24 protein-coding genes are annotated in these 26,115 nt (G+C 72.3%); 7 read left to right on the top strand and 17 right to left on the bottom strand.

Annotated elements, in window-relative coordinates; all coding sequences use genetic code 11:
• Positions 1-9 precede the first annotated feature (9 nt).
• The 6 genes from BR98_RS10870 to BR98_RS10845 are packed head-to-tail and all read right to left on the bottom strand — an operon-like array spanning position 10 to position 8,758.
• A complete protein-coding gene (locus BR98_RS10870; RefSeq protein WP_035842134.1) occupies positions 10-1,380 on the bottom strand; it encodes a vWA domain-containing protein in 1,371 nt (456 codons plus the stop codon).
• Positions 1,381-1,436: 56 nt separating this feature from the next.
• On the bottom strand, positions 1,437-2,648 hold the full coding sequence (locus tag BR98_RS10865; RefSeq protein WP_063774738.1) for a PP2C family serine/threonine-protein phosphatase: 1,212 nt from the start codon (positions 2,646-2,648) through the stop codon (positions 1,437-1,439).
• A gap of 2 nt (positions 2,649-2,650) precedes the next feature.
• Positions 2,651-5,164 (bottom strand): serine/threonine-protein kinase, encoded by a 2,514-nt coding sequence (locus BR98_RS10860; RefSeq protein ID WP_407639432.1) that lies wholly within the window; start codon positions 5,162-5,164, stop codon positions 2,651-2,653.
• Entirely contained in the window at positions 5,161-6,510 is a 1,350-nt protein-coding gene (locus BR98_RS10855) for a hypothetical protein (protein ID WP_035842130.1), read from the bottom strand. Before BR98_RS10855 ends, BR98_RS10860 begins: the two co-directional genes overlap by 4 nt.
• Before the next feature lie 47 nt (positions 6,511-6,557).
• On the bottom strand, positions 6,558-7,484 hold the full coding sequence (locus tag BR98_RS10850) for a glutamate ABC transporter substrate-binding protein (protein ID WP_232247321.1): 927 nt from the start codon (positions 7,482-7,484) through the stop codon (positions 6,558-6,560).
• A gap of 11 nt (positions 7,485-7,495) precedes the next feature.
• Positions 7,496-8,758, bottom strand: a complete 1,263-nt coding sequence (locus BR98_RS10845; protein WP_035842124.1) for a hypothetical protein — start codon at positions 8,756-8,758, stop codon at positions 7,496-7,498.
• Between the two features lie 379 nt (positions 8,759-9,137).
• Here BR98_RS10845 and BR98_RS10840 point away from each other — a divergent pair, with 379 nt between their 5' ends.
• On the top strand, positions 9,138-10,145 hold the full coding sequence (locus BR98_RS10840; RefSeq protein ID WP_051969552.1) for a cytochrome c oxidase assembly protein: 1,008 nt from the start codon (positions 9,138-9,140) through the stop codon (positions 10,143-10,145).
• Between the two features lie 93 nt (positions 10,146-10,238).
• On the top strand, positions 10,239-10,814 hold the full coding sequence (locus BR98_RS10835; RefSeq protein ID WP_232247320.1) for a nucleosidase: 576 nt from the start codon (positions 10,239-10,241) through the stop codon (positions 10,812-10,814).
• A 78-nt stretch (positions 10,815-10,892) separates the two neighbouring features.
• Here the strand turns inward: BR98_RS10835 and BR98_RS10830 are convergent, their stop codons facing one another.
• Entirely contained in the window at positions 10,893-11,678 is a 786-nt protein-coding gene (locus tag BR98_RS10830; protein ID WP_035842118.1) for a ZIP family metal transporter, read from the bottom strand.
• Between the two features lie 145 nt (positions 11,679-11,823).
• Between BR98_RS10830 and BR98_RS10825 the strand changes: the two genes are divergently transcribed.
• Together BR98_RS10825 and BR98_RS10820 are read left to right on the top strand one after the other, a co-directional pair.
• Complete coding sequence (locus BR98_RS10825; protein WP_035842115.1) at positions 11,824-12,081, top strand: mycothiol transferase; 258 nt, start codon at positions 11,824-11,826, stop codon at positions 12,079-12,081.
• Positions 12,082-12,174: 93 nt separating this feature from the next.
• A complete protein-coding gene (locus BR98_RS10820) occupies positions 12,175-12,837 on the top strand; it encodes a DedA family protein (RefSeq protein ID WP_232247319.1) in 663 nt (220 codons plus the stop codon).
• 11 nt (positions 12,838-12,848) lie between these two features.
• Here the strand turns inward: BR98_RS10820 and BR98_RS39175 are convergent, their stop codons facing one another.
• A complete protein-coding gene (locus BR98_RS39175) occupies positions 12,849-13,160 on the bottom strand; it encodes a hypothetical protein (RefSeq protein WP_035842113.1) in 312 nt (103 codons plus the stop codon).
• 105 nt (positions 13,161-13,265) lie between these two features.
• On the opposite strand from BR98_RS39175, the gene BR98_RS10810 reads away from it, so the two are divergent.
• Together BR98_RS10810 and BR98_RS10805 are read left to right on the top strand one after the other, a co-directional pair.
• Positions 13,266-13,793, top strand: coding sequence for a winged helix-turn-helix domain-containing protein (locus BR98_RS10810; RefSeq protein ID WP_035842110.1), 528 nt, complete (start codon positions 13,266-13,268; stop codon positions 13,791-13,793).
• The gene (locus BR98_RS10805) at positions 13,790-15,106 is read left to right on the top strand and encodes an MFS transporter (RefSeq protein ID WP_051969551.1); all 1,317 of its coding nucleotides are present in this window, start codon (positions 13,790-13,792) and stop codon (positions 15,104-15,106) included. Before BR98_RS10810 ends, BR98_RS10805 begins: the two co-directional genes overlap by 4 nt.
• 36 nt (positions 15,107-15,142) lie before the next feature.
• On the opposite strand, the gene BR98_RS10800 is transcribed toward BR98_RS10805, so the two are convergent.
• The 8 genes from BR98_RS10800 to BR98_RS10765 form a co-directional block, all read right to left on the bottom strand.
• On the bottom strand, positions 15,143-16,246 hold the full coding sequence (locus BR98_RS10800) for an N-acetylglucosamine kinase (protein ID WP_035842107.1): 1,104 nt from the start codon (positions 16,244-16,246) through the stop codon (positions 15,143-15,145).
• A 166-nt stretch (positions 16,247-16,412) separates the two neighbouring features.
• Positions 16,413-17,699: a 6-phospho-beta-glucosidase gene (locus BR98_RS10795; protein ID WP_035842104.1), complete on the bottom strand. Its 1,287-nt coding sequence runs from the start codon at positions 17,697-17,699 to the stop codon at positions 16,413-16,415.
• Positions 17,699-18,583, bottom strand: a complete 885-nt coding sequence (locus BR98_RS10790; RefSeq protein WP_035842101.1) for a carbohydrate ABC transporter permease — start codon at positions 18,581-18,583, stop codon at positions 17,699-17,701. The genes BR98_RS10795 and BR98_RS10790 overlap by 1 nt, the downstream gene beginning before the upstream one ends.
• A gap of 4 nt (positions 18,584-18,587) precedes the next feature.
• Entirely contained in the window at positions 18,588-19,544 is a 957-nt protein-coding gene (locus BR98_RS10785) for a carbohydrate ABC transporter permease (RefSeq protein WP_035842098.1), read from the bottom strand.
• A complete protein-coding gene (locus BR98_RS10780; protein WP_083976254.1) occupies positions 19,541-20,929 on the bottom strand; it encodes an ABC transporter substrate-binding protein in 1,389 nt (462 codons plus the stop codon). Before BR98_RS10780 ends, BR98_RS10785 begins: the two co-directional genes overlap by 4 nt.
• Positions 20,930-21,006: 77 nt before the next feature.
• Entirely contained in the window at positions 21,007-22,203 is a 1,197-nt protein-coding gene (locus tag BR98_RS10775) for an ROK family transcriptional regulator (RefSeq protein ID WP_051969550.1), read from the bottom strand.
• A gap of 246 nt (positions 22,204-22,449) precedes the next feature.
• Positions 22,450-23,823 (bottom strand): acyltransferase family protein, encoded by a 1,374-nt coding sequence (locus BR98_RS10770; protein WP_051969549.1) that lies wholly within the window; start codon positions 23,821-23,823, stop codon positions 22,450-22,452.
• A gap of 55 nt (positions 23,824-23,878) precedes the next feature.
• On the bottom strand, positions 23,879-24,910 hold the full coding sequence (locus BR98_RS10765; RefSeq protein WP_232247318.1) for a mechanosensitive ion channel family protein: 1,032 nt from the start codon (positions 24,908-24,910) through the stop codon (positions 23,879-23,881).
• A 248-nt stretch (positions 24,911-25,158) separates the two neighbouring features.
• Between BR98_RS10765 and BR98_RS10760 the strand changes: the two genes are divergently transcribed.
• The gene (locus BR98_RS10760) at positions 25,159-25,776 is read left to right on the top strand and encodes an HNH endonuclease (protein ID WP_035842094.1); all 618 of its coding nucleotides are present in this window, start codon (positions 25,159-25,161) and stop codon (positions 25,774-25,776) included.
• On the opposite strand, the gene BR98_RS10755 is transcribed toward BR98_RS10760, so the two are convergent.
• Positions 25,766-26,086, bottom strand: coding sequence for a hypothetical protein (locus tag BR98_RS10755; RefSeq protein WP_035842091.1), 321 nt, complete (start codon positions 26,084-26,086; stop codon positions 25,766-25,768). The genes BR98_RS10760 and BR98_RS10755 overlap by 11 nt on opposite strands.
• Positions 26,087-26,115 lie beyond the last annotated feature (29 nt).

Raw genomic sequence — 26,115 nt, 5'->3', positions numbered from 1 at the left:
CCACGGGCGTTACTCAGCCTTCTTCTTCCCCGCCACCCGCACCGTCTTCGTGGACCGCGTCTCCAGCGTCATCGAGTCGGCCGCGCTGACGTCCTTGCGGAAGCGGACGGTGCCCTCCTTCGGGTCGACCACGTCCACCACCTTCTGCAGCAGCTTGAAGGTGCCCTCGTTGCCGGTCTGGTGGGCCAGCCGCACCGCCGCGCCCAGCTTCGCGGTGGCCCGGTCCACGTCGCCGGCCCGGTGCGCCTCCAGGCCCTCCTGGATCGACTCGGCCAGCTCGGCCTGCCCGGTGTAGTGGGCGACCTGCGGGCTGATCCGGGTGGAGGAGGCCAGGTCGTCGGTCCAGACGGCCTTGATCAGGCCCTGCGCCAGCACCTCGGTGGAGCCGTCGGCGGTGGGCAGCACCAGGCTGATCCGGGCGGCGAGCATCTCATTGCCCACGGCGGCCGTCGGGACCTCGACGCAGACGTGGTAGTCGCGGCTCTCGTCGCCCCAGGAACCCGTGGGGTAGTCGCCGGCCCGCGGGCCGGCCTCGGCGCGGCGCTCGGTCAGGTCCTCCAGGTCGGGGGCGACCTGCTTGACGAACTTCACCTGCGCGTTGGCGGGGGTCCAGACCCGCAGCGCGACGTCGGCCACCTGCTTGCCCATCGCGCTGGTCATCATCGAGCGGAAGTCCTCGGCCAGGCCGGACGGTTCGGCCACGATGTCGGCGGTGCCGAGCAGCGCGGAGGCGATCTTGCGCAGCTCGGCGACCTCCCAGTCGGTCCCGACGCCGCGGCAGTCGACGGTGAAGTGGCCGCTGACCCGGTCCAGGGTCTTCTGCAGATCCTCGGGCTTCTCGTGCTCGTTGCGGCCGTCGGTGAGCAGGATGCCGTGCCGGATGGCGATCTCATGGCGGCTCAGGAAGAGCTTGTCGGCCAGCGTCAGCCAGGTGCCGATGGCGGTGCCGCCGCCGGCGGTGAGCTTGCGCAGCGACTGCTTGGCGGCCTCCCGGGTGGCGGGCGAGGCGATCGCCAGGGCGCCGTCACCGGGATAGACCTCGCGGGCCTCGTGGGTGCCGCCGACCACGGCGAAGGCGACGCCGTCGCGGATGGTGTCGATGGCCACGGCGGTGGCGTCGCGGGCGTTGCGCATCTTGGTCGGCGGGTAGTCCATCGAACCCGAGCAGTCGACCATCAGCACCACGGCCGAGTCCTGGCCGCCGGCCGCACCGGCGTCGGCAACCCCCGACGCGCCGAGCGGACGGCCGCCGGTGGTGCCGCCGCCGGTGGCGGTGACGGTGACGATGGCGTTGACCTCGCGGGCGCCCTCGGCGAGGTACTCGTTCTGGAAGATGTCGGTGGTGAACCGGGGCAGGTTGGACTTGGTCAGACTGGCCATGGCCGTTGACTCCCTGGTGAGTGTTGAGCCTGATGGATGGTGGGGAGTGGGAGGCGTCAGCTCTGCGGGGGGAAGCTGGGCATCGGAGGGATGACCGGGGGAGTGGCCGGGGCGGAAACCGGGGGAGCGGCCTGAACAGTAGGAGCAGACGGCGCAGCGATCACCGGCAGGTCGATCAGTGTCTCGCTGTACCCGCCCGCCGGGTCCGGCTGCACGGGCAGCACCGCCACCGTGATGTTGTCGTGGCCGCCGGCCGCGATGGCGAAGGTCACCAGAGCGCGGGCGGCGCGCAGCGGGTCCTGACGGGCGTCGACCCGGACCAGGTCGGCCAGGTCGGTGGCCGCCTCGGCGTAGTTCCACAGTCCGTCGGTGCAGACCACCAGCACCCCGGGCACGTGCGGGGTGAAGGCGGCGGTGTGCGGGACGACCTCCTCGGCGTCCGCGCCCAGCCAGCCGGTGATGGCGTGCGCCCGGGAGTCGGCGTAGGCCTCGGCCTCGGCCATCAGGCCGGCCGCGACCATGCCGGCCGCCCAGGAGTCGTCCTCGGTCAGCCGGTAGGGCTCGGCGTCCCGTCGGTCGTCGGGGATCCAGTACGCCCGGCTGTCGCCGACCCAGCCGACGGTGACCACGCCGGCCGCGGCCACCGCGCTGACGAAGGTGCAGGCGGGGGAGTTGTGGCCGGGTTCGGGGGTGCTGCCGTCGTGGGCCAGGGCGGCGACCGCGGCGGCGGCGGTCAGGATCGCCTGACGCATCGCCGGCTCCGGGTCGGTGCCGTGCTCCAACGCGGTGAGCAGGGCGTCGCCGGCCGTGTCGGCGGCGGTCTGTGACGCCTCGTCGGGCCGGGAGGCGGAGGAGACGCCGTCGCAGACCACCGCGACCACGGCCGGTTCGCCGCCGGGCAGCGAGGTGGCGGCGATGGTGAAGGAGTCCTCGTTGCGGTGGTGGCGCACGCCGCGGTCGCTGACCCCGGCCACCCCCTCCACCGACAGTTCCACGTGGTCGCGCGGGCGCGGCTGGGCGCCGCCGCAGGCCTCGCAGTAGCCGTCGGCGGCCACCTGGGCGGCGCCGCAGTGCACGCAGACGGTGGCCTCGGCAGCCTCGGCGGGGGCCAAGTCGAAGTCACCAGCGGACTCGAGCACCGGCTCGAGCACCGGCTCGAGCACCGGCTCGGGCGGCGGCTCGGCCGGCGCCGTCAGGCTCACGCCGCAGGCGCCGCAGAACACGTCGTCCGGGTCCAGCGGTTCGGCGCAGTTGGGGCAGGCAGTCATCGTCACACCCAGGTCCGCGGGCGGGTCCGGTTGGCCCGCTCCACCAGCTCGATCCGCTCCTCGGGCCGCTCCGCGAGGCGGGCCAGCACCCGGTAGGACTTCTCCAGGGCGAACCGCAGGTCCCGTTCGGCGGCCGGGTGGCCGAGTACGTCGACGACAGCGGAGGCGCCGACCCGGTGCCCCGGCGAGCCGGCCAGGGTCCAGCCGAGGGCGGCCTCCAGCACCTCCACCGAGAGCTGCTCGCGCCGCCGGTCCTCCAGCCCGAGGGCGGTCAACTGGCCGGAACCAGCGGTCAGGTCGGCGGCCAGCGGCTCCTGCGGGGAGCGTGAGCGCAGCCGGGCCCGGATCGCGGCGATCCGCGCGGCGGTGTAGTGGGTCGAGGTCTCGGGGACCGACTCCAGCGCCCGCACGGCGGCGGCCCGGTCGCCGGCGGCCAGGCTGACCCGGGCCAGGCCGAAGGCGGCGCTGACGTAGGTGTGGTCGGTCGTCCAGACCAGGCGGTAGAACTCGGCGGCGTCCTCGCCGCGGCCGAGCAGCTCGGCGCAGACGGCCAGCGCCAGCTTGGGCGCGGCCTCGCCGGGGAAGGCGTCGTAGATGGCGTCGAAGGCCTCGACGGCGGACTCGGCCAGCGCCTGCGCCTGTGCTCGCTCGCCGGTGGCGCCCGCGTGGGCCAGCCGGGACAGGCCCTGGTACCAGACCACCCGCCAGTCGTCGGGGTGGTCGGCGGCCAGGGCGGTGAGCGCCTGGGCGGCGTCGGTGTGCCGGCCCAGTTCGAGCAGCGCGCGCAGTTCGCGCAGGCGGCGCTCGGCCGAGTTGACCGGCGCGGTCTGCAGGGCGGCCAGCGCGTCGCCGGGTCGGGTGGCCATCAGGGCGGCCAGGAACCCGGCGTTTGGGTCGTTCGGGTCGACCCGGGGCACCGGCAGGGCGAGCGCGGCGGCGGCCGCGTCCAGTGGCACCAGCCGGGGCACGCCGGGCGCGGTCGGCTGGCCGTGCACCACCAACTCGGTGTCGACCACGCGCAGTTCGGGGCCGAACAGGGTGGAGAGCGCCGGGCGGGGCTGATCGTCGGTCAGCGCCAGGATCTCCCGCAGCACGCCGGTGAGCTGGTCGGCCATCTCCTCGGCGGAGCCGAACCGGCGGCTCGGGTCGGGGTCGGTGGCGCGCACCAGCACCCGGTAGAAGGACTCGTACTGGGCGAAGACCGGCACCTGCTCGGGGCCGGGCAGCTCGTCCCGGTAGGTGGAGCTGTAGCCCTGGAAGTCGAAGGTGAGCACGGCCAGGGTGCGGGCCACGGTGTACAGGTCGGAGGCGGGTGACGGACCGTCGGTCGCGATCTCCGGCGCCTGGTAGCCGACGGTGCCGTAGATCGGTCCGTCGTCGTCGAAGCGGCGCACCGCGCCCATGTCGATGATCTTGAGCGTGTCCTCGCTCTGGATCACGTTGTCGATCTTGAAGTCGCAGTAGACCAGGCCCCGGCTGTGCAGGTAGCCCAGGGCCGGCAGTGCCTCCAGCGCGTACGCGATGGCCTGGTCGACCGGCAGCGGCTCGCGCCGGCCGTCCGGGGTGCGCCGCTCGTTGGCGATGTCCTTGAGGGACTTGCCGCCGACGTACTCCATCACGATGTAGCCGTCGGCCGAGCCGGTCCTCAGGTCCGGGTGCTCGACGAAGTTGATGATGCGCACGATGTTCGGGTGGTCCACCTCGGCGAGGAACCGCCGCTCGGCGATCGCCACCGCCAGCGCGTCCTCGTCGCCGGTGTCCAGCAGGCCCTTGAGCACCACCCAGCGGTCGCTGACCCGGCGGTCCACCGCCAGGTAGATCCAGCCCAGGCCGCCGTGCGCCAGGCAGCCCATCACCTCGTACTGGCCGCCGACCAGGTCGCCGCGCTGCAGCTTGGGGGTGAAGGAGTAGGCGTTGCCGCACTGGGTGCAGAAGCCCTCCGGCCGTCCGGGGCGGCCGTTCTTCTCCCGGCCCACCGGCGACTCGCACTTGCTGCAGAACCGCTTGCGCTCCGGGACCTCGGGGTTGACCAGCACGGCGGCGGCCGGATCGGCCTTCGGGACCGAGGGCACCGTCACCAGGCCGGCGCCGAGCCGGCTGCGGCTGCTGCTGCCCGCCGTGCCCTTGGAGCTGCGCACCGAGACCGAGCCGCGGGTGCCGGTCCGGGTGGAGCGGTGCGACCGGGAACGGCCGGACATCGAACGGGCGGAGCCGGTGCGGGTCGACTGGACGGAACGGACCGAGGCGGAGTCAGGTGCCTTGCGGGCGGCGGGAACCCCCGCCGAGGCCTCGGGGGCCAGACCGCACTCGTCGCAGAAGCCGTCCGGGTCGATGGTGCCCGAGCAGCCGGGCCGCACGCAGCTCAGCGCCGTCCCGGCCGCTGTACCAGCCGCCGCCCCGACCGCCGTCCTGCTCGCTCCGGCGAGCGGCGCGAGGCCGCACTCGTCGCAGAAGCCGTCCGCGTCAATCGTGCCGGAGCATCCCGGCCGGCCACACGCTTCGCCCATGGCTCTCATTCCCCCTGTCCGTCGTACCGCCGCGCGTCCTGCGGCGCCGCCGCCGGACGCAGCGCCTGCTGAAACCTGGCCACCGCCGCCGCAGCCGCCCGCAGATCGCACGGGGCACTCCACAGCAGCCAGCGGGCCTTCTCGTAACGCTCGATCACCTCGGGGTCCTCGACCACCCCGAGCCGTGCCGCCATCGCCTTGTAGGCGTCCAACCGGCCACGCAGCTCGGCCCGGACGGCGAGCGGGGCGGTCACCTCGGTGAGCGAGGCCCGGGCCCGCTGCAGTTCCTGGGCGGCCTGCTCCTCCAGCGCGTCCAGCAGCGGCGCGAGCCGGTGCCAGAGTCCGTTCTGCCGCAGCTCGCCGGCCTGGTGCACGGCGTCGCGCAGCGCCGCCAGCGGCCCCGGCACGGCCGGCACCTCGGTGGCGGCGATCTTGGCGAGCACCTCGCCGCGGGCCTGCCGGGCCTCGCCGAGCGTGGCGTCCGCGCGCCGCAGCAGGTCGGCGACCTGGTGCAGCCGCTCGTCGGCCTCGTCGCGCAGCCGCAGCAGCTGCTCCAGTTCGACCCGGATGCCGTCCAACTCCCGGCCGGCCCGGTCGAACCGCTCGGTGTCCACCGCGCCGGAGGCCGCGGCCTGGGCGGCCGCCACGCCGGCCGGGGACTGCTGGCCGCGCTGGGCCGGCACCCGGGCCGGCCGCCACAGGGCCAGCGGGTCGGCCACCACCTCGGCCCGAAGGGAGGTCAACTCCTGCTCCAGCCGGGCCAGGTCGTCGCCCAGCGGGTGCGCGCCCGTCCGCACGCCGACCGAGCCGGCCAGCGTGGCCACCCGGCGCAGCTCGGCCAGCAGCAGGTCTATCCGGGCGGGCAGCGCCGACCAGACCGCGTCGGCCGCGTTGACCACCTCGAGCACGGTGGCGTACCAGACGTTCATCCGGTCCATCAGCTCGGCCAGGCTGATCTGCTCCACCAGCCGGGCCGGGCCGGCCAGTTGGCGGGCCGCGTCGGGCAGCTGCCCGCCCGAGACGGTGACCGCCCGGCCGCGCAGCAGCTCGCTCAGCTCGGCCAGCTCCGGCGAACTCGGCCGCACCCGGCGCGAGCGCACCGCGCGGGCCGAGGCCAGTGCCTCGGAGTAGCGGTCGAAGAACGTCCAGAGCAGCGCCATGCCCTGGGCCGCGACCTGCCAGCGCTCCTCGGTCCGGCCCGACAGTGCCGCGCCCTCCAACAGGCGGCGACCGGGGTGGTCCTGGAGCGCGAGCAGCGCGGACTCGACGGCTTCGCGCTCGGCGCTCAGCCGGCTCAGCTCGCGGTCCACCTCCTCCCGGCTCAGCACCGGGCCAGCGGATCCGGTCAACGCCACGCCCTTCCCCTCCTGATGATGGCTACGTACTTACGGCAGTCGGCTCCCTAAGGGAGATAGGCAGCCGGCGGCGGGCCCTCGGACTTGCCCAGGTACGGCTCCAGCCACTTGCGGTAGCTGTCCTGCCAGCCGCCGCGCCGGTAGTCCTCCAACACCTGGTTGACCCGGGCGACCAGGTCGGGCGAGCCCTTGGACATCGCGATGCCGTACGGCTCGTTGGTCAGCGAGGGCCCGACCACCTCGACGGTCGGGTCCTGGGCGGCCTGGCCGACGGCGATCGCGTTGTCGGTCAAGGTCGCGTCGACCTGGTTGAGCTGCATCAGCACCAGGCAGTCCAGGTCGTTGGGCGCCGGCTTGACGACCGCCGCGCCGTGCCGGTCCTTGGTCAGCTGCTCCTGCGCGGTCGAGGACTCCGACACGCACACCGTCTTCCCCTTCAGCGCCTGGTCGATGGTCTTCGCCTTGGCCGCCTTCGGCACCACCACCTGCTGTCCGGCCTGGAAGTACACCGTCGAGAAGGAGACGTCGTTGAGCCGGTCGCAAGTGATCGTCATGGTACGCGCGATCAGATCCACCTGACCGGTCTTGATGGCTTCTATACGCTTCGCGGTCGGGACGGTCTTGAACTGGACCTTGTTCGGATCGCCCAGGATCGCCTTGGCGACTGCGTGGACCAGGTCGATGTCGAAGCCCTGCAGATCGCCGGTGGACGGGTCGCGGAAGCCCCAGCGGTAGTTGTTCTGGTCGACGCCGGCGATCAGCACCCCGCGCGCCTTGATCGCCCGCACCGCGGCGCCGCTCTCGTCGCTGCTGGGGCGCACGCTCTTGGTCGGGTCGCAGTCCTGACCGGCGGTCAGGGCCGCCTGCGCTGCCCGCACGGTGGTCGCCGGGGCGTGCCCCGGACTCGCCTGCGCGCTGGTCAGCGCCAGCGGGGTGGCCAGGACCGCAGCAAGTAGGGCAATTCTGACGCGCATACGTCCCCCCGTCATCGGTACTCCGCCAGTCGTCGGCCGAGCCCGGTCAGGCCCGCGGCCGCGCCCAGCAGGGCCAGCACGCCGACGCCCACGGTGACTGCGCCGGTCGCGTCGCGTCCGTCCTTGGCCGCGCTCAGGAAGTCGGCCTGTTCGACCTTCACCGCGTCGGCGAGGTCCTGGTCCAGGCTCTGGTAGACCGGCTGGGTGCTGTCCCCGCCGGTGCCCACCGTGGCGTCCAGGGCGCCCTGGTAGTCGCCGTTGTCGTTCTTGGCGCCGGCCGCGTCGTGCTTCTTGGTCCAGAGCGTGAACTGGTCGCGGGCCGCCTTGATCCGGGCCGCCGCGTCGCCGGGAGCCAGCTTCTGGGCGTCGGCCAGTGCGGTGGTGTCCGCCTTGACCGAGGCCGTCCACTGGTCGGCGTACGCGGTGGTGGAGCCGCGGGCCACCAGGTTGAGGTTCTCGGCGGTACGGGCCTGCAGCGAGTCCACCCGGGCCAGGTTGAGCGCCTTCAACGGGGTCGCACCGTGCGCCAGGCTGTCGTCGAGCGAGGAGTTCGCGGCCAGCACCCCGGCGGTCAACCAGACCAGGGTGGCCAGCACGGCGGCGGTGGCGCCCAGCAGGCCGAAGTTGAACACCCGGTTGGTGCGCCGGAACAGCACCAGCTGGAGCCAGACCAGCGCCACCAGGGTCAGCACGCCGAAGACGTAGGCCGCCCACGGGGTGGCCTCGGCGTCGCCGTAGTCCTGGTCCATCCGGGCGACTTCGGCGTCCGACAACTGCTGGGCGGCGGGCAGCAGCTGGGTCTGCATCATCTCGGAGGCGTGCCGCAGATAGGCGGCGCCGAGCGGCAGGCCCTGCCGGTCGTCGGCCCTGGCGGTCTCCACCAGACCCGAGTAGACCGGGAGTTGCTGGTTCAGCCGGCTGACCAGGGTCTGCGCCAGGGGCGATCCGGTGGAGCGGGCGGCGGCCTGGCTGAGCAACTGGGCCGCGTTGGCCAGGTCGTCCTGGTAGCGCTGGCGGACCTCGCGCGGCTCGTTGCCGGCCAGCAGGAAGCCCGCCGCCGCGGTGGTGTCGGCGTCGGCGAGCGAGCGGTAGATCTCGGCCGCGTTCTGACTCAGCGGCTGGCTGTGCGTCACCACCTGGTCGGCCGCATCGGTCCGGGCCGTCGCCTGCCAGCCGGTCAGCGCGCCGAGGCCGAGCACCAGCACGACCAGTCCGACGGCGGCCAGCCGCAGCCGCCCGGGGGCGGTCCTGGTGGCGGAGCGCAGGCGCCCCACGGGGGCGCTCGGGCGCGGTCGCGATCCCGGTGCTGGTCCGGAACCTTGCGCCGAACCCTGGGCCGGTGCCTGTCTCGGCGCCTGCGTCGGCGCGTGTGTCGGGGGCAGAAGCCCCGTCTGCGCTGGTGTCGCCACCCGCCCCACCCTCCCCGGAGGGCCGCCCGACGGTCGGGTACCGGCCCATTGCCAGCAGTATGGCCACCAGGTCCGACGGCCACACGCGAGTTGTGCTGATCTTGAGCATCCGGAACCGGCCCAACTGGGGGACGGCGAGCCCGGCGCCTCCAAGACGCGAGCCGTACCCTATGCGGTTCCTGCGTCCACCGCTGCCCCCGGGGCGCCCTGCGGTGATCGACATTTCGTCGGGGATGATGGCTCGATGCACATCTCAGCTGTGACAGCCGCCGGCTACCACGGTCCGCCGCCCTGGCAGTGGGCCGACCTGGCGACCTCCTGGACCGTCGAACCGGTGGTCCTCGCGCTCTCGGTGCTGCTCGGCGGCGGCTACCTGCTCGGCGTACGCACGGTGGCGCGGGCCGGCACCCGCTGGCAGCCGACCCGGACCGCGGCCTTCCTCGGCGGACTGCTGCTCTGGATCTGGGTGACCTGCTCGGGCCTGGGCGTCTACGAGCGGATCCTGTTCACCGACCGGGCCGTGCAGGTGGTCCTGCTGCTGATGGTGGTCCCGCTGCTGCTGGCCCTCGGCGCACCGGTCTCGCTGCTGGTCGAGGCCTCGCCGCCGGCCCGCCGGGAGCGGATCCTGAAGGCGCTGCGCAGCGGCCCGTCCAAGCTGCTGATGTTCCCCGCCGTCTCCACCGCGCTGCTGATGGCCCCGCCGTGGCTGCTCTACTTCACCCCGTGGTACGAGAAGACGCTGAGCAGCGGGGCCTGGAACATCGGCCTGCACCTGTCGCTGGTGCTGCTCGGCCTGGCCTACTTCTGGCCGCGGCTGCAGATCGACCCGGTGGGTCACGAGTACCCGCACCTGATCGGGCTGTTCATCACCTTCGCCGAGGTGATCTTCGACGCCGGGCTCGGGATCGTGCTGATCTACGGCGGACACATCGTCGCCGAGCACTACTACGTGGGGCTGGACCGGCCCTGGGGCCCCAGCCTGGCGCAGGACCAGACCTGGGGCGGCAACAGCCTCTGGGTGCTCGGCGACCTGGTCGGGCTGCCGTTCCTGTGCGCGCTGATCCGCCGCATGATCGTCCAGGGGCGGGAGGAGACGGCGGCGGTGGACGCGGCGCTGGACGCGCAGGAGGAGGCACGGCAGGAGGCGCGGCAGGCGGCGGTCGCCGCGGGTGAGCCGGAGAGCGAGCAGGGGACGCGCCCGTGGTGGCTGGACGACCCCAACCTGAAGCACCGCTACGGCGCCGGCTCCTGAGCACCCCGATCTGAGTACCCCGATCTGAGCACCCTGATCTGAGTACCCCGATCAGCTGAACTCGGCGGCGCGACGCTGACTAGCATGGCGGGCATGCAGCTCACCGGAACCGTGACGCCCGACCGCCCCCTGCTCGTCCTCGCCGTGGCCGAGGAGGCCGCCCACCTGGACGCCGACCTTCCGGTGCTGCTCACCGGCATGGGCAAGGTGAACGCCGCCGTCGCGCTGGCCACCGTGCTGGCGGGCGGGCCGAAGCCGGCCGAGGTGGTCAACCTCGGCACGGCCGGCGCCCTGCGACCCGGCCTGTCCGGCCGCACCCACCAGATCGGCACCGTGCTGCAGCACGACCTGGACGGCCGGGTGCTGGCCAAGCTCACCGGTCAGACCTACGGCGGCCCGCTGACCCTGGCCACCGAAGGCCTGACCCTGGCCACCGGTGACCTCTTCGTCTCCGACCCCGCCGCTCGCGACCGCCTCGCCGAACAGGCGCACCTGGTCGACATGGAGGGCTACGCGCTGGCCACCGCCGCCCAGCGGGCCGGCGTGCCGATCCGCCTGGTCAAGCACGTCAGCGACGAGGCGGGTGAGGGCGCGGCCAAGGCCTGGCGGGAGACGGTGGACGACTGCGCGAAGGTGCTGGCGGACTGGGTGCGGGAGAACCTCAAGTAGCTCAGTGGGTGGTAGCTCAGCGGTTGGTGGCTCAGCGGGTACTTCGCTGCTGGGCTCACGCGCCGCCGGCGGCTGGGCTCACGCGCCGCCGGCGGTCACCACCGCGTCGGTGAGGAAGCCCGCCAGCACGCCCGCGAGGATCATCCAGGTGGTCAGCTCCTTGAGCGCGGCCCGGCGGGCCACCGCGAGCAGCTCGATCACCACGTAGAGGATCGAACCGGCCGCCAGTGCCAGGAAGGCGATGCTCAGGTAGTCGTTGACCAGGTGCTGGCCGAGCAGGGTGCCCAGGAAGGTCGGGCCGCCGCCGATCAGGCCGAGCAGCGCCAGGCTGCCCCAGGACGGGCGGGTGCCCTCGGCGGCCATCGGCGCCACGATGCCGAAGCCCTCGGTGGCGTTGTGCAGGCCGAAGCCGATGATCAGCAGGACGGCGAGCGAGATCTCGCCCTGCGCCGCGGAGTTGCCGATCGCCAGGCCCTCGGCGAAGTTGTGCAGGCCGATGCCGACCGCGATCATCATCGCCAGGCTCGCCGCGCTCTGCTGCGCGGTCTCGCTGGCGGCGGCCCGGCGGCGGGCGTTCCAGCGGTCGTAGTAGACCAGCCCGACCAGGCCGACCGCCAGGCCGGCCGCCAGCACCAGGCCGTACCCCAGGGCGGTGCCCCAGTGCTTGTCGCCCAGCGCCTTGTCGGTCGGCTCCCAGGCGTGCGTCAGCACGTCCCAGACCAGGAAGATCAGGATCCCGATGGCGAGGGCGTTCAGCCCGGCACGCAGCTTGGGCGCCGGGTTGCGCAGGCGTCCTATCGGCAGGCCGAGGTAGATGGTGAAACCAGCGATGGCTCCGAGCAGGGCGATCTGACCGCTCGACATGGGTGGGCTCCGTGGGACGTCGGAAGAGGGTGACGACCGCAGACAGTAGGGCAGGATAGGCTCGCCTAACAAGCTGTGGGTCGGAGCCTTCGGGGCCACGGAAAAGTCCGGCCACGCACGGCCCCGCGTCGATACGCTCCCCGCCATGACTCCTCAGCTCCCCGTCGCGCCCCGCCCCGACCTGCGCCCGCCCGGTATCGAGGCCGACGAGCGGACCACGCTGCTCGCCAACGAGGTCATCCTCACCTGCACCGACCTCGACACCCCCGGCGCCCGCTCCCTGCGCGAAACCGTCCCACCCTCGATGCGCTGGCTCCTGGTCCACATGCTCGAAGAAACCGCCCGCCACGTCGGCCACGCGGACATCCTGCGCGAGCAGACAGACGGCGCAGTCGGCCGATGACCGCAACCCCGTTGTGCGCGGGGGCGGCCGGGATGGTGGCGGAGGAGACGCAGTATCCGGTGGACGAGGCGGTGGGGCGGGAGTTGCGGATGGGTGGGGGCTGAGATCGTCTACGGTGGTTCGGACGAGAGGGGCGTGGCCATGGGCTCGATCACCAACTGGATCGCGGGGCTCTCCGGGCCGCTGGTGTACGCGGTGGTGGCCGGGCTGGTCTTCGCCGAGGACGCGCTCTTCGTGGGATTCGTGCTGCCGGGGGAGACGGCGGCGGTGCTCGGTGGCACGATCGCGGCCGCGCACCGGGGGGTGAGTCTGCCGGTGCTGATCGTGGTCGTGGTGCTGGCGGCCATCCTCGGGGACACCGTCGGGTACTCGGTCGGGCGGCGGTTCGGGCCGGCCCTGTTGGGGACCCGGGCGGCGGTCAAGCATCAGGCGAAGCTCGACAAGGCGCGCGACTTCATCCGCGAGAAGGGGCCGGCGGCGGTCTTCTTCGGCCGGTTCGTCGCCCTGTTCCGCGCCCTGGTCCCGACCCTCTCCGGCATCTCGCACATGCCCTACGGCCGGTTCGCCGTCTACAACGCCGCCGGCGGCATCATCTGGGGCGTCGGCTTCACCCTGCTCGGCTTCGCCGCCGGCGCCGCCTACGCCCGGGTCGAGCACCTGGTGGGCACAGTGCTCGCGGTGGTGGTCGGGGTGCTGGTGGCGGGGGCGCTGGGCGTCTGGCTCTGGCGCCGGCGGCGACACGAAGGGCAGGGCTAGCAGGGCAGGGTTCAGGCCTGACCGCCAACCCTGGTTGAGCAGGCCCCGGCGGCGGTGCCCTGCGGGCAGGTCGGAGCGGTGGTGTAGCTCCGGGTGTCGGCGACGGCTCCCGGCAGCAGGACCAGCAGCAGCACGATCCCGGCGAGCTCCAGCGCCGACGTCACCAGTGCGGCCACCCCGACCGCCCGGATCGGCCAGACCCGTCGTACTCGCGCTCGCACCGACCTGGGTGTCTGCGCCTGCCAGTGCTCGCTGCGCTGCTGGTCCGGCCGGAGTCGCCGGAGGGCCTGTCTGTGGACCCTGGCCCGCCGGTTCTGCGGCATCTCCGCCTCCTTGATCGCCGGCGGCCAACCTGCTCGCGAGCAGGCCGACCCGTACCTCCAAATAATCGTTTGACGGTCCCGGTGCGCCGCCCGCATCCTGCTGCCATGCCCACCGAAGAACTGCGCGCGCTCGCCCACCCGTTGCGGCTGCGCCTGCTCTCGCTGCTCACCAACCAGGCGATGAGCGCCGCCGAAGCCGCCCGCGAGCTCGGCGAGACCCAGGCCAACGTCAGCTACCACCTGCGGCGGTTGCATGCCGTCGGGCTGCTGGACCTGGTGGAGGAGGTCGAGGTGAGAGGGGGGAAGGCCAAGCGGTACCGGCACGACCCGGAGAGCGGCAACCGGGTCTCGGCCCGGACCACCGAAGAGCACCAACTGCTGGCCGCCGCGCTGGCGGAGGAGCTGCGGCGGCGCACCGCGCAGCGGCTGGTCGGCGCGCGCGGGGCGATGTCCGACGCCGAACTCTGGGTGGACCCACAGGTGTGGAACCAGGCGATCGACAAGGCAGGCGAGTTGGGGATGCTGCTGCACGACGCGGCGCAGCGCCCGCACACGCCGGGCACGGTCCGGGTGGCCGCGACCGTGGTGCTCTTCGAGATGGAGCGGCCGCAGACACAGAAGGACGAGGCGTGAAGAACCAGACCCTGGCCCCGCTGCGCCACCGCCCGTTCCGCTACCTGGCCACCGGCCGCGCCTGCGCGGTGCTCGCCAACTCGATGGCCCCCGTGGCGCTCTCCTTCGCGGTACTGGACCTCACCGGCTCGCTGACCGATCTCGGTCTGGTGGTCGGCGCGCGTTCGCTGGCCAACGTGGCCGCGCTGCTGTTCGGCGGGGTGCTGGCCGACCGGGTGCGGCGAGCCGTGATCCTGCAGGGGACGGCGTTCGGATCCGCGCTGGTGCAGGGCGTGTTGGCGGTGAGCGTGCTGCTGCACTTCGCCTCGCTGCCGCTGCTGCTCGGGCTCAGCCTGGTCAACGGCGTGCTCGCGGCGCTCTCACTGCCTGCGGCGGCCGCGCTGCTGCCGCAGACGGTGCCGGCCGACGAGCTGCGCCCGTCCAATGCGCTGGCCAGGATGGGCGTCAACCTGGGGATCATCGCGGGCAGTTCGCTCGGTGGTCTGCTGGCGGCGGCGGTCGGCCCCGGCTGGGCGCTGGGCGTGGACGCGATGGTGCTGCTGGCGGCGGCCGGCAGCTACTTCGCGGTTCGGCTGCCGACGGCCGGTCCGATATCGGAGGAGACGGCGGGGGAGACGGCAGAGGAGACGGCGGGGGAGACGGCGGGGGAGAAGGCGGAGGAGAACGCGGCGGCCTCCCACCCGCTCGCCGAACTGCGGGAGGGTTGGCGGGAGTTCCGCTCTCGGACCTGGGTCTGGGTGGTGGTGCTGCAGTTCATGCTGGTCAACGCGGCGGAGTCCGGCGCGGTCTCGGTGATCGGTCCGGGGATCGCCAACGCCACCATCGGCCGCACCGCCTGGGGCATCGTCCTCGCCTCGCAGATGGCGGGCGCGGTGCTGGCCGGGTTCTTCGTGGCCCGGCTGCGGATCCGCCGGGCGCTGCTGGTCGGCGTCGGAGCGGTGCTGGTCTACGCCGTCCCGGTGCTGGCCCTCGCCCAGCGGCCGGGTGCGGTGGTGCTGGCCGCTGCGATGTTCGCGGCCGGTTTCGCGATCGAGTTCTTCGGCGTGGCCTGGGACCTGTCGCTGCAGCAGAACATCCCGGCGGACCGGCTGGCCCGGGTGTACTCCTTCGACGCCCTCGGCTCCTTCCTCGCGCTACCGCTGGGCGAGATGACGATCGGGCCGCTGGCCCGCCGCTTCGGCACCCACGCCACCCTGCTCGCGGCCGGCGCCCTGATCCTGCTGGCCACCTGCGCGGCGCTGACCAGCCGGTCGGTCCGCACCCTCGCGGTCCGGGAGGAGGAGGTAGCAGCCCCAGTGGTCGCCGCCGCCTAGGGGTTTTCGGCCAGTGGACCCAGATCCGACGATCCGTCAGGCCGCCATCCCCACACTCCCGTACGCCGCGCGCAGTCGGCGCTGCGGGTCGGCTCCGGTGCCGAGCCGGTCCAGACCGAGCAGGGCTGCGCCGAGCACGGGGGGAGCGGTGACGATCCGCGGTTCGGCGAGCGGGGCGGCGGTGCGCAGTCGGGCGTAGAGGTTGTCGAGCAGCAACGGGTGGCCGGTGGCCAGCACGCCGCCGCCGAGGACCAGTGGGGTGGCGGCGTCCAGCCGGTCCAGGCGGCCGAGCGCGACCCGGGCGAGGGCGACGATCTCGGCTGCCTGACGGTCGATCAGGGTGAGCGCCGCCGGGTCCCCGGCCTCGGCGCAGGCGAAGATCAGCGGCACGATCTCGTGCAGCCGCTCGGATCCGATCTCGCCGAGGTGGACCGTCTCGGCGACGGCGACGGCGCTGGGCAACCCGAAGTGCCCGGCGATGGCGGGGGCGAGGGCGGTCGGCTCGCCGCGGCCGTCCTCGGCCCGGGTGGCGTGCCACATGGCCTCGATGGCCAGTCCGCCGCCACCGCCCCAGTCGCCGGTCAGCTGGCCGAGCGCCGGGAACCGGGCGGTGCGCCCGTCCGGGAGCAGGCCGGCGCAGTTGATCCCAGCGCCGCAGACCACGGCCACGCCCAACGGGGTGTCGGTGCCGGCCCGGAGCAGGCCGAAGGTGTCGTTGGCGACGGCGACCGAGGCGCCCCAGTGCCGGGCCAGCAGGGCGTCGGCGAGCGCCTGCTCCTCCACCGGCAGGTCGGCGTTGGCCAGGCACGCGTGCACATGGCTGACCAGCGGGCGTCCGAGGGAGCGGCTTTCCGCTGCGGCCGCAGCCACCCCGCCCTCGGCCACCCCACTCTCGCCCCCCGACAGCAGCCCCTCGCCGAGCAGACCCTCGGTCGGCAGCCCGGCCTGCGCCGCCGCCGCCGCGACCAGCGGGGCCAGGCCCGCGACCGCCGCCTCGGGCCCGAGCAGGTGCGGCGCGAAGCCGCCGCCTCGGGCAGTGCCGAGCAGCGTGCCGTCGGCGGCGACGAGGGCGACGTCGGTCTTGCTGTTGCCCGCGTCGATGGCGAGCACGCCGGCCAGGTGCGGCGGCTGGAGGTCCATTTCTCTCCTTGCCGGGGGCCCCGGCTTCGTGCGGACCCCGGTCGTCCGGCCGGGGTGGTGGGGCCGGTTCGGCCGATCCTGTCGACGGCGGCCCCGAAGAGCGGGCGTCGCCCGGGCGGCTGCCCGGCAGGATCGGTCGGACCGGACCAGCGGGTCCAACCTGGTGTCAGGCCCAGGGCAGGTGCCCGCGGTTGTGGTCCAGCAGTCGGTCGGTGAGCTGGTCGGCCAGCTCGATCTGGCCGACCAGCGGGTGCGCGAGCAGCGCGTCGAAGACCCGTCCCCGGCCGCCCTTGAGCGCGGCCTCCAGGGCGAGGTGCTCGTATGCGGTGACGTTGGCGATCAGGCCCGCGTAGAGCGGCTCGACCGGGCGCTGCGGCAGTGGCCGCACCCCGTTCGCGTCCACCACGGCCGGGACCTCGATCACCGCGTCGTCCGGCAGGAAGGGCAGCACACCGCCGTTGCGGGTGTTGACCACCTGGATGTCGGACTCGCCGGCCGTTCCCAGCAGCGCCGCGATCAGCTGCACCGCGGCCTCCGAGTAGAAGGCACCGCCGCGCTTGCCCAGCAGTTCGGGCTTGGTGTCCAGGGTGGGGTCGGCGTACAGCGCCAGCAGCTCCTGCTCGATCGCCGCCACCTGGGCGGCCCGCGAGCCCTGTTCGCGCAACTCGGCGACCACCACGTCGTGCTGGTAGAAGTAGCGCAGGTAGTAGGAGGGCACCACGCCCAGGTGCCGGATCACCGGCAGCGGCAGGTGCAGGTCCTCGGCGATCTCCTTGCCGAAGCCGGCCAGCAGTTCCGGCAGGACCTCGCGCCCGGTCATGCCCCCGGGCGCGTCGAGCAGGGTGACCCCGCGCTCCCAGGTCAGGTGGTTCAGCCCGACATGGTCGAGCCGGATCAACTCCGGTGCCACACCGAGGTGCTGGGCGAACTTGCGCTGGAAGCCGATGGCCACGTTGCAGAGCCCGACCGCCTTGTGTCCGGCGGTCTGCAGGGCCCGGGTGACGATGCCCACCGGGTTGGTGAAGTCCACGATCCAGGCGTCCGGGTTGGCCCGGCGGACCCGCTCGGCGATCTCCAGCACCACCGGCACGGTGCGCAGCGCCTTCGCCAACCCGCCCGCGCCGGTGGTCTCCTGGCCGACGCAGCCGCACTCCAGCGGCCAGGTCTCGTCCTCGTTGCGGGCCGCCTGCCCGCCGACCCGCAGCTGCAGCAGGACGGCGTCCACGTCGGCCACCCCCGCGTCCAGGTCGGTGGTGGTGGAGACGGTGGCGGGGTGGCCCTGCTTGGCGAAGATCCGCCGGGCCAGGCCGCCGATCAGCTCCAGCCGTTCGGCGGCCGGGTCGATCAGCACCAGCTCCCCGATCGGCAGGCTGTCGCGCAACCGGGCGAAGCCGTCGATCAGTTCGGGAGTGTAGGTGGATCCGCCGCCGACGATGGCGAGTTTGAGAGACATCAGCCCTTGACCCCTGTCAGTGTGACGCCTTCGATGAAGGCCTTTTGCGCGAAGAAGAAGAGAACGATGACGGGTGCCATGACCAGGAGGGTTGCTGCCATGGTGAGGTTCCAGTTGGTGTGGTGGGCGCCCTTGAAGGACTCCAGTCCGTAGGAGAGGGTCCAGGCGCCCTCGTTCTCGCTGGCGTAGATCTGCGGCCCGAAGTAGTCGTTCCAGCAGTAGAAGAACTGGAAGAGCGCGACCGCCGCGACGGCGGGCCTGGCCATCGGCAGGATCACCCGCAGCAGGGTGCGCAGCTCCCCGCAGCCGTCCACCCGGGCGGCCTCCACGTACTCCTTGGGGATGGTCAGCAGGAACTGCCGCAGCAGGAAGATGGTGAAGGCGTCACCGCAGGCCATCGGGATGATCAACGGCCAGAGCGAGCCGCTCAGATGGAGCTGCTTGGCCCAGAACAGGTACATCGGGACCACAGTCACCTGCGGCGGCAGCATCATCATCGAGACCACGGCCATCAGCGCCAGGTTGCGGCCGCGGAACCGGAACCGGGCCAGTGCGTAGGCGACCGGCACGCTGGAGACCACGGTCAGCGCGGTGCCCAGGCCCGCGTACAGCAGGGTGTTGCGCCACCAGACCAGGAAGCCCGGGGTGTTCCAGACCTTGGCGTAGTTGGACCACTGCCAGTGCTGCGGCCACAGGTCCGAGGTCAGTGCCTGACGGTCCGTCATCACCGAGGTGAGGAAGACGAAGACGAAGGGCAGCAGGAAGAAGAGCGCGGCGGCCACGGCCATCGAGTGCACGGCCACCCAGTGCAGTGCGGCGCGGCGGCGGGCCACCGCCAGGCCCACGGTGGCGGTGGGCTTGGCGCTCAGCGTGATTGCGGTCATTCGGTCAGTCCTCGCTCGTCACGAAGCCGGCCCGGCGGCGCAGCAGCAGACTGGTGAAGGCCATCGAGAGGCCGAAGAGAACCAGGGCCACCACGCAGGCCGAGCCGGTGTCGAAGCGCTGGAAGCCCAGGCTGTAGACCATCTGCGGCAGGGTCCAGGTGGAGCCGTGCGGGTAGCCGGGCTCGAACTGCTGCCCGGAGCCGCCGATCACGCCGCTGGCGACCTTCCCGGCCACCATCGCCTGGGTGTAGTACTGCATGGTCTGGATCACCCCGGTGACCACCGCGAACATCACGATCGGCGAGATGTTCGGGTAGGTCACGTAGCGGAACTTGTGCCAGGCCCGGGCGCCGTCCAGCTCGGCCGCCTCGTACTGCTCGCGCGGCACGTCCAGCAGCGCCGCCATGAAGATCACCATCAGGTCGCCGATGCCCCACAGCGCCAGCAGGCTCAGCGCCGGCTTCGACCAGTCGGGGTCGTTGAACCAGCCGGGCTGCGGCAGGCCGAGTGAGCCGAGCAGGTGGTTGACCGGCCCGGTGCCCGGGTTGAGCAGGAAGGCGAAGGCCGTGGTGGCCGCCACCGGCGGGGCCAGGTAGGGCAGGTAGAAGGCGGTGCGGAAGAAGCCGGCGCCGGTCTTCACCTTGGTGATCAGCATCCCGATGCCGAGCCCGAAGAGCACCCGCAGGCTGACCATCACCAGCACCAGCCAGAGCGTGTTGCGCAGGCCCTGCCAGAAGAACGGGTAGTGGTTGAAGACGTAGTTCCAGTTCTTCAGGCCGGTGAAGACGGGGGCGCTGAAGCCGTCGTACTTCATGAAGGAGAAGTACACGGTGGAGACCAGCGGGTAGGCGAAGAAGACGCCGAAGCCGATCAGCCAGGGGGAGAGGAAGGCCAGCGTGCGCAGGGTCTGCCGGCGGCGCTTGCGGCGAAGGGCCGGCGCAACGGCGATGGTGCTGCTCACTTGGCCTGGTCCACGGCGGCGTCGATCTCCTTGTCGGTGGCCGCCAGGCCCGCCTTCAGGTCGCTCTGCTTGCCGGCCTCCACGTCGTAGGCGAAGTTCTGCAGACTCACCTGGTAGGCACCGCCGTTGATGCTCGGCGGAGTGGTGGAGGTGTTGGGGTTCCGGGCGATGTCCAGGAACACCTTGAAGTTCGGATCGGCTTCCAGCTTGGGGGAGTTGAGCGCGGCATTGGTGCTCGGCACGTTGTGGATGGCGTTGGCGAAGCTCACCACCGCGTCCGTGTCGGTGGCCAGGTACTTCACCAACTCCCAGGCGGCGGCCTGCTTCTGGCTGCTGCGGGCGATGCCGACGATGGTGCCGGTCTGGTAGCCGCGCCCGTAGGTGGAAGCCAGTGCGTCCGGCACCGGGAAGGGGGCGGTGGCCCAGTCGATGCCGGGGTTGTCGGCCTTCAGCGAGGCGGTGCGCCACTCGCCGTCGATGGCCATCGCCACCTGGCCGGTCTCGAACGGGTTCTTGGCGCTGAACTCGTCACCGAAGGAGGTGCGGAACTTCTCCAGCTTGTCGAAGCCGCCCAGCTTGTTCACCAGGTTCTTCTGCCAGTTCAGCATGTCGGCCACGGTCGGGTCGGCGGCCAGGTCCGACTTGCCGTCGGCGCCGAAGTAGCTCGAACCCCACTGGCCGAGGTAGTGCGCGGGGGCCGACTCGTAGCCGTGGTAGTCCGGCATGAACCCGAGCTGCTGGTAGCTGTCCCCGTTGGCAACGGTCAGCTTGACCGCGTCGGCGTCGAACTCGCTGAGCGTCTTCGGCGGTTGGGTGATGCCGGCGGCGGCGAAGGCCTTCTTGTTGTAGTACAGGCCGAAGGCGTCGCCGAGCAGCGGCAGTGAGCACTGGTCGCCCTGGAACTGGCTGTACTTGAGCATCGAGGCGGGGAAGGTCGAGGCCGGGTCGATGTGGTCCCGCTGGAGCATCGGGTTGAGGTCGATCCAGGCCTTGGAACTGCAGAACTTGCCGACGTTGTCGGTGCTGAAGGAGGACACCACGTCCGGCGCGTCCGGGCCGCCGGCCCGCAGCGCCTGGTCGATCTTGTCGTCGGTGATGTTGGCGACCACCTTGACGTGGATGTTCGGGTGCGCCTTCTCGAAGGCGGCGATGTTGTCGTCGATCGCCTTGGTCTCGTTGTCCTGGCTCCACCCGTGCCAGAAGGTGAGGGTGACGTCCTTGCCGGCGGCCGAGGCGTCGTTGTTGCCGGTGGAGTTGCTGCCGGTGCAGGCGCCGGCCAGCAGGGCGACGGCGGCGCTCAGGGCGAGCGCGGCGACCGGGCGGCGGCCGCGCGGGCTGCGGGGGTTGGACACGGGTCCTCCAGGGGGTACGGGGGCAGGCGGCATCGCCCGACGGCCCGGCGGGGGTTGGGGGAGGCAGTGCGTGGTGACGGAGCATGGTGATGCAGGTCGGCGGCTGCGGCTCAGGCGGTGGTGAAGGCCCTCTCCCGTGCGGCGGCGAGGGCCCGCTGCAGGGCGCCGTGCAGGACCGGGGAGCCCTGCACGGTACTGCTCAGCAGCTTGGGCCGCGGGACGGCCAGACCGGTGAGCTCGTCCTGGACGAGCTCGCGCAGCCGCTCGCCGCCGGCGGTGGGGATCCCGCCGGAGAGCACGACGAGTTCGGGGTCGATCACGGCGACGACCGCGGCCAGCCCGGTGGCCAGCCGGTTGGCCAGCACCGCCAGGAACTCCTCGCCCGCGCCCGGGGTCTCGAGCGCGCGGGCGATCGCCGCCTCGGCCGTCCTCGCGGACAGCTTGTACTGCTTGGCCAGGGCCAGCACGGCGTTGGCGCCGGCCAGTTCCTGGAACCCGCCGGAGTTCTCCCGGCGGACGTTGCGAACCACCGGCGCGCCCGGCACCGGCATGTAGCCGACCTCACCGGCACCGCCGGTGAAGCCGCGGTGCAGCCGGCCGCCGATCACGATCGCCGCACCGATGCCCTCCTCGGCCCAGAGCAGCACGAAGTCCTCGCACCCCTGGGCGGAGCCGAGCGCCTGCTCGGCGACGGCGGCCAGGTTGACGTCGTTCTCGATCGCGACCGGCGCGCCCAGCGCCCCGGTCAGCTCGGCGGTCAGGCCCGAGGTGTGCCAGCCGGGCAGGTGAGCGGCGTAGCGCAGCTTGTTGGTCTGCGGGTCCAGCGCGCCGGGGGTGCCGATGGTGATCTCGCTCAGGCTGCCGGGGGCCAGGCCCGCCAGGCGCAGTGTCTCGGCCAGCCCGTCGGCGACCCGGCTCACGGTGCCCGCGGCCTGCCGGCCAGGGGTGGGCAGCAGGTGTTCGGCGAGCGTGCGCCCGGTGATGTCGGCCACCGCGAACCGGATCTGACTGGGCGTCACATCCAGTCCGGCGACGTAGCCGGCGGCCGGGTTCACCTCGTACAGCTGGGCGTTGGGGCCCGGGCCGCCGGCCGTGGTGCCGACCGGGACCACCAGCCCGGCGGCCTCCAGGCGGGCCAGCAGCTGGGAGGCGGTCGGCTTGGAGAGGCCGGTCAGCGCGCCGATCCTGGTCCGGGAGAGCGGGCCGTGCTCGAGCAGCAGGTCGAGGGCGGCGCGGTCGTTGATGGCACGCAGGCGACTGGGGGTGCCGGGACGGGGGGCGGCCGCGGGGCGGGTGGTGTCGTTCACGTGCTGATCCTCCTCCGTCGGCCGCCGGGACTGCCACCCTCGTTCACTGCGGGCTGGCGATTGGAAACTTTACTAACAATCGCTGGGCTGTCAATGGATCCGACGCGGATACGGGTACGAGGGATCGCGGAGATGACCGGTCGGGGACACGACGGGTCGGGGATACGACGGGTCGGGGATACGACGAAGCCCCGCACCCTGACTTCAGGGTGCGGGGCTTCGGATCGGCCGGCTCTGAGAGAGGCCCTAGCCCTGCGGGGCGCCGACCGGCACCGGCTCGGGCTCGGACCCGGCCGCGCTCTGCGCCGGAATCCCGGCCGGGCTCACGGCGCCGCCGGTGGCCCGGTCCAGTGCCTTGATCACCCGCTTGCCGACCTTCTGCATCGGGATCTCCACCAGCCGGTAGAGCAGCTCGGCGGCCAGCAGCACGAAGACGAAGAAGCCGACCGTCCACAGCACCTTCTGCGAGAGCGGCGCGGTGAAGGTGGGCCGGGCCACCGGGCCGCCCATCGCCATCAGGATCGGCACGTGCACCAGGTAGACCGAGAAGCTGATCGCGCCCAGCCAGGTGAGCACCCGCGGGAAGCGGCGCTTGCGCAGCAGCATGAAGAGGCCGAACGAGGCCCAGGCCAGCGCGTACGAGGAACTCCAGGCCACCCAGCCGGCGGTCCAGGTCTGGTTGGCGAAGCTGCCCCGGTTGTACAGCCAGCCGACCAGGAAGCCGGCCACCGCCACGAAGACGCAGACCAGCCAGGCGAGGACCCGGTCGATCTGGCCCTGCTCGCCGCGGTAGACCACGGTGCCGGCGAACATGGTGGCGAAGATCATGAAGGTCTCGAACGCCGGAGCCCGGCCGTTGAGCAGCACCAGCACCAGCGCGACCCCCGCCAGCATCAGCGAGCCGGTCCGGATCAGCGTCCGGCTGCCGGTCAGGATCGCGACCATCGCCGTCGCTACCACCACCAGCACGGCGAGCACCAGGTGCCGGGTGCTGCCGGAGTTCACCGAGATGGTCATGGTGGTGATCGAGGTGCCGAGCAGCAGTGCCACCCCGGCCAGGCCGGTGGCGATCCCGGCGCTGCGCCGGTGCCAGCCGAGCACGAAGAGTGCGCTGACCAGGTAGTAGAAGATCATCTCGTAGGTGAGTGTCCACATCACCCGCAGCGCGCTGGTCACCCCGAGCAGGTCCTGCAGCATCATCGAGTTCGCCGCGAGGGCCATCGGCGCGTGCGGGTGCTGGAACAGGTCCACCGCCTGCTTGCTCGCCGGCAGCGCCAGCACGCAGACCGCGATGGTGACGATCATCGCCGGATGGATCCGGAACACCCGGCCCACCCAGAACGCCCGCACATCACCCCGGCGCTCCAGCGAGGCCGGGATGATGTAGCCGCTGACGATGAAGAAGAGCATGACGCCGTACACGCCGAGGTCGAAGTTCTGCCGCACGTCGCCGCCCCAGGAGACCAGGGTGGTGATGTCGAAGTGCTGCAGCGCGACGGCCAGCGCCGCGATCCCCCGCAGGGCGTCCAGCCAGCCCAGCCGGGACGGTCCCTTGGCAGTGCCCTGCGTCCGGTCGGCGCGACGCCCTCGCGCACCGGACCCCGCTCGTATCAGATTCACGCACGGAGACTAGCGGACCGGACAGCCGCCGATTCCGGCAGCGGGCACCCCCCCGTCAGGGCAGCTTGCCGAAGGCCGCCTGCTCCTCCGGCGAGGGCGGCGGGATCGGGCGGGAGGCCAGCGAACGGGCCGAGGCCGGGTCGGCCAGCGCGGACGGTGCCAGCGCCTCCGGGGTGGTGGGCTTGGGGGTGGCCGCCGAGGCCTCCTCCTTCAGCTTGATCCCGGCCGCGTCGAAGGCGTTCTTCAGCCGCAGCCGCAGTTCCCGGGTGAGCAGCGCCGCCTGGCCCGGCATGGTCCTGGCCTCGATCCGCAGCACCACGGTGTCCGCCGCCACCGATTCCACGCCCAGTACCTGCACCGGCTCCCAGAGCAGCTCGTCCCACGGGCTGTCCTTGACGAGCTCGGCCGCCGTCGCCAGGATCAGGTCCTTGACCCGGTCCAGGTCCTCCCGGTACCCGACCTGCACGTCCACGGTGGCGGTCGACCAGCCCTGGCTCATGTTGGCGATCCGCTTGACCTCTCCATTGCGGATGTACCAGATCTCGCCGTTCGCCCCGCGCAGCTTGGTCACCCGCAGGCCCACCTCGAGCACGGTGCCGGTGGCCACGCCCATGTCGATCTCGTCGCCGACGCCGTACTGGTCCTCCATGATCATGAAGACCCCGGAGAGGAAGTCGGTGACCAGGTTGCGGGCACCGAAACCGATCGCCACCCCGGCCACCCCGGCGCTGGCCAGCAGCGGAGCCAGGTCCACGCCGACGCCCGAGAGCACCATCAGGGCCGCCGTGCCCATGATCGAGAAGGAGGCGACGCTGCGCAGCACCGAACCTATCGCCGCCGAGCGCTGCTGCCGCCGCTCGGTGTTGACCAGCAGCCCGCCCAGCCGGCTGCTGGTCTCGGTGTCCGAGTTCTCCGCCTCCCGGGTCATCCGGTGGATGAACTGGTCGATCAGCTTGCGCACCACCGCCCGCAGCACCAGCGCGAGCACCACGATGAGAATGATGCGCACTGCCCCCTCGACCCAGGCCTGCCAGTTGGCGTCCAGCCAACCGGCCGCATGCTGGGCACTGGTGGTGACGTCGGTCACTGGGGGTCCTCCTATGGGGGCGACACGTTCGGGCTCAGCCTATCGATCGTTCGAGTGCGGCAAGCCGCAGGTCTGGGCATAGAGATCAGTACGACCCGGTGCGGGACGAAGCTGCTTCGGCCTGTTACCCGGTAGTGGTGGCGCCGTACAAACACGTAAGGCGACACTGGGGGTGATCGCGCAGCGATGCGCGGTCATCCGCTCGTCCCGGCGCGAGCCACGCGCCGCAGGCGTCCAAGGAGGCATCCGTGCCGCATGTCCTGGTCCTCAACGCGTCCTACGAGCCACTCGGCGTCGTATCGATGCGCCGCGCCCTCATCCTGGTCCTCAATCACAAGGCAGTCAGCCTGGAAGACTCGGGTGTCACTCTGCACAGCGCCACCAGCGCCGTTACGGCGCCCTCCGTGGTCCGGCTCACCCGGTTCGTCCGGGTGCCGTTCTGCGGGCCAGTACCGCTCACCCGCCGCGCTCTGTTCGCCCGTGACCACGGGCGTTGCGTGTACTGCGGGGCCGCCGCTACCAGCGTCGACCACGTCATCCCGCGCAGTCGTGGTGGACAGCACCGCTGGGACAACGTGGTGGCGGCCTGCCGCCGCTGCAATCACATGAAGGCCGACCGCCACCTGACCGAGCTCGGGTGGCGGATGAAGCGACCTCCTGCCCCGCCCAGCGGGCTGGCCTGGCGCATCATCGGAACCGGGATCAAGGACCCGCGCTGGCGGCCCTACCTGGAGCCGTACGGCGGCACGGACCAGTTCCGTGACTTCGAACACCACGACCATACCGACCACGCGGGAGCATCGGTTCCGCTGGGCCGGTCCCGTCCCGTCCACCGCGGTGAGCAGCCGGAGGCCCTCACCGCCTGACCAGCCAAGGCCGCAGTACCCCGGTAGCCTCATGGGCCGGCGACGCACCCTCGGAAAGGGAGCGCCGCCGGCCCGCCGCGTTCGCTAGGGTCGGCCGCATGCCGCCGATAGCCGGGATCTCCTTCGACGCCGACGACACCCTCTGGGACTTCGGGACGTCGACCCGGCGGCTGTCCTGCACGTCGGCGACCACTTCCTGCAGGACGCCCTCGGTGCCCGCGACGCCGGCCTGCAGACCCGCTGGCTGAACCGCCGCGGTCCCGGCCGGAACTCCGAGCGCGCGGCGGCCGAGGGAATCGAGGAGATCCACTCGCTCACCGCCCTGCTGGAGCTCTGAGG

Origin of the sequence: Kitasatospora azatica KCTC 9699 (genome assembly GCF_000744785.1) — a bacterium.
Lineage (GTDB): Bacteria > Actinomycetota > Actinomycetes > Streptomycetales > Streptomycetaceae > Kitasatospora > Kitasatospora azatica.
This window is presented reverse-complemented; position numbering and strand designations above follow the sequence as displayed.

Excerpts from the sequence above, each read along its gene's own strand:
- BR98_RS10870 (WP_035842134.1), bottom strand. The coding sequence starts at position 1,380 with ATGGCCAGTCTGACCAAGTCCAACCTGCCCCGGTTCACCACCGACATC.
- BR98_RS10865 (WP_063774738.1), bottom strand. The coding sequence starts at position 2,648 with ATGACTGCCTGCCCCAACTGCGCCGAACCGCTGGACCCGGACGACGTG.
- BR98_RS10860 (WP_407639432.1), bottom strand. The coding sequence starts at position 5,164 with ATGAGAGCCATGGGCGAAGCGTGTGGCCGGCCGGGATGCTCCGGCACG.
- BR98_RS10850 (WP_232247321.1), bottom strand. The coding sequence starts at position 7,484 with ATGCGCGTCAGAATTGCCCTACTTGCTGCGGTCCTGGCCACCCCGCTG.
- BR98_RS10840 (WP_051969552.1), top strand. The coding sequence starts at position 9,138 with ATGCACATCTCAGCTGTGACAGCCGCCGGCTACCACGGTCCGCCGCCC.
- BR98_RS10835 (WP_232247320.1), top strand. The coding sequence starts at position 10,239 with ATGCAGCTCACCGGAACCGTGACGCCCGACCGCCCCCTGCTCGTCCTC.
- BR98_RS10830 (WP_035842118.1), bottom strand. The coding sequence starts at position 11,678 with ATGTCGAGCGGTCAGATCGCCCTGCTCGGAGCCATCGCTGGTTTCACC.
- BR98_RS10825 (WP_035842115.1), top strand. The coding sequence starts at position 11,824 with ATGACTCCTCAGCTCCCCGTCGCGCCCCGCCCCGACCTGCGCCCGCCC.
- BR98_RS39175 (WP_035842113.1), bottom strand. The coding sequence starts at position 13,160 with ATGCCGCAGAACCGGCGGGCCAGGGTCCACAGACAGGCCCTCCGGCGA.
- BR98_RS10810 (WP_035842110.1), top strand. The coding sequence starts at position 13,266 with ATGCCCACCGAAGAACTGCGCGCGCTCGCCCACCCGTTGCGGCTGCGC.
- BR98_RS10800 (WP_035842107.1), bottom strand. The coding sequence starts at position 16,246 with ATGGACCTCCAGCCGCCGCACCTGGCCGGCGTGCTCGCCATCGACGCG.
- BR98_RS10795 (WP_035842104.1), bottom strand. The coding sequence starts at position 17,699 with ATGTCTCTCAAACTCGCCATCGTCGGCGGCGGATCCACCTACACTCCC.
- BR98_RS10790 (WP_035842101.1), bottom strand. The coding sequence starts at position 18,583 with ATGACCGCAATCACGCTGAGCGCCAAGCCCACCGCCACCGTGGGCCTG.
- BR98_RS10780 (WP_083976254.1), bottom strand. The coding sequence starts at position 20,929 with ATGCCGCCTGCCCCCGTACCCCCTGGAGGACCCGTGTCCAACCCCCGC.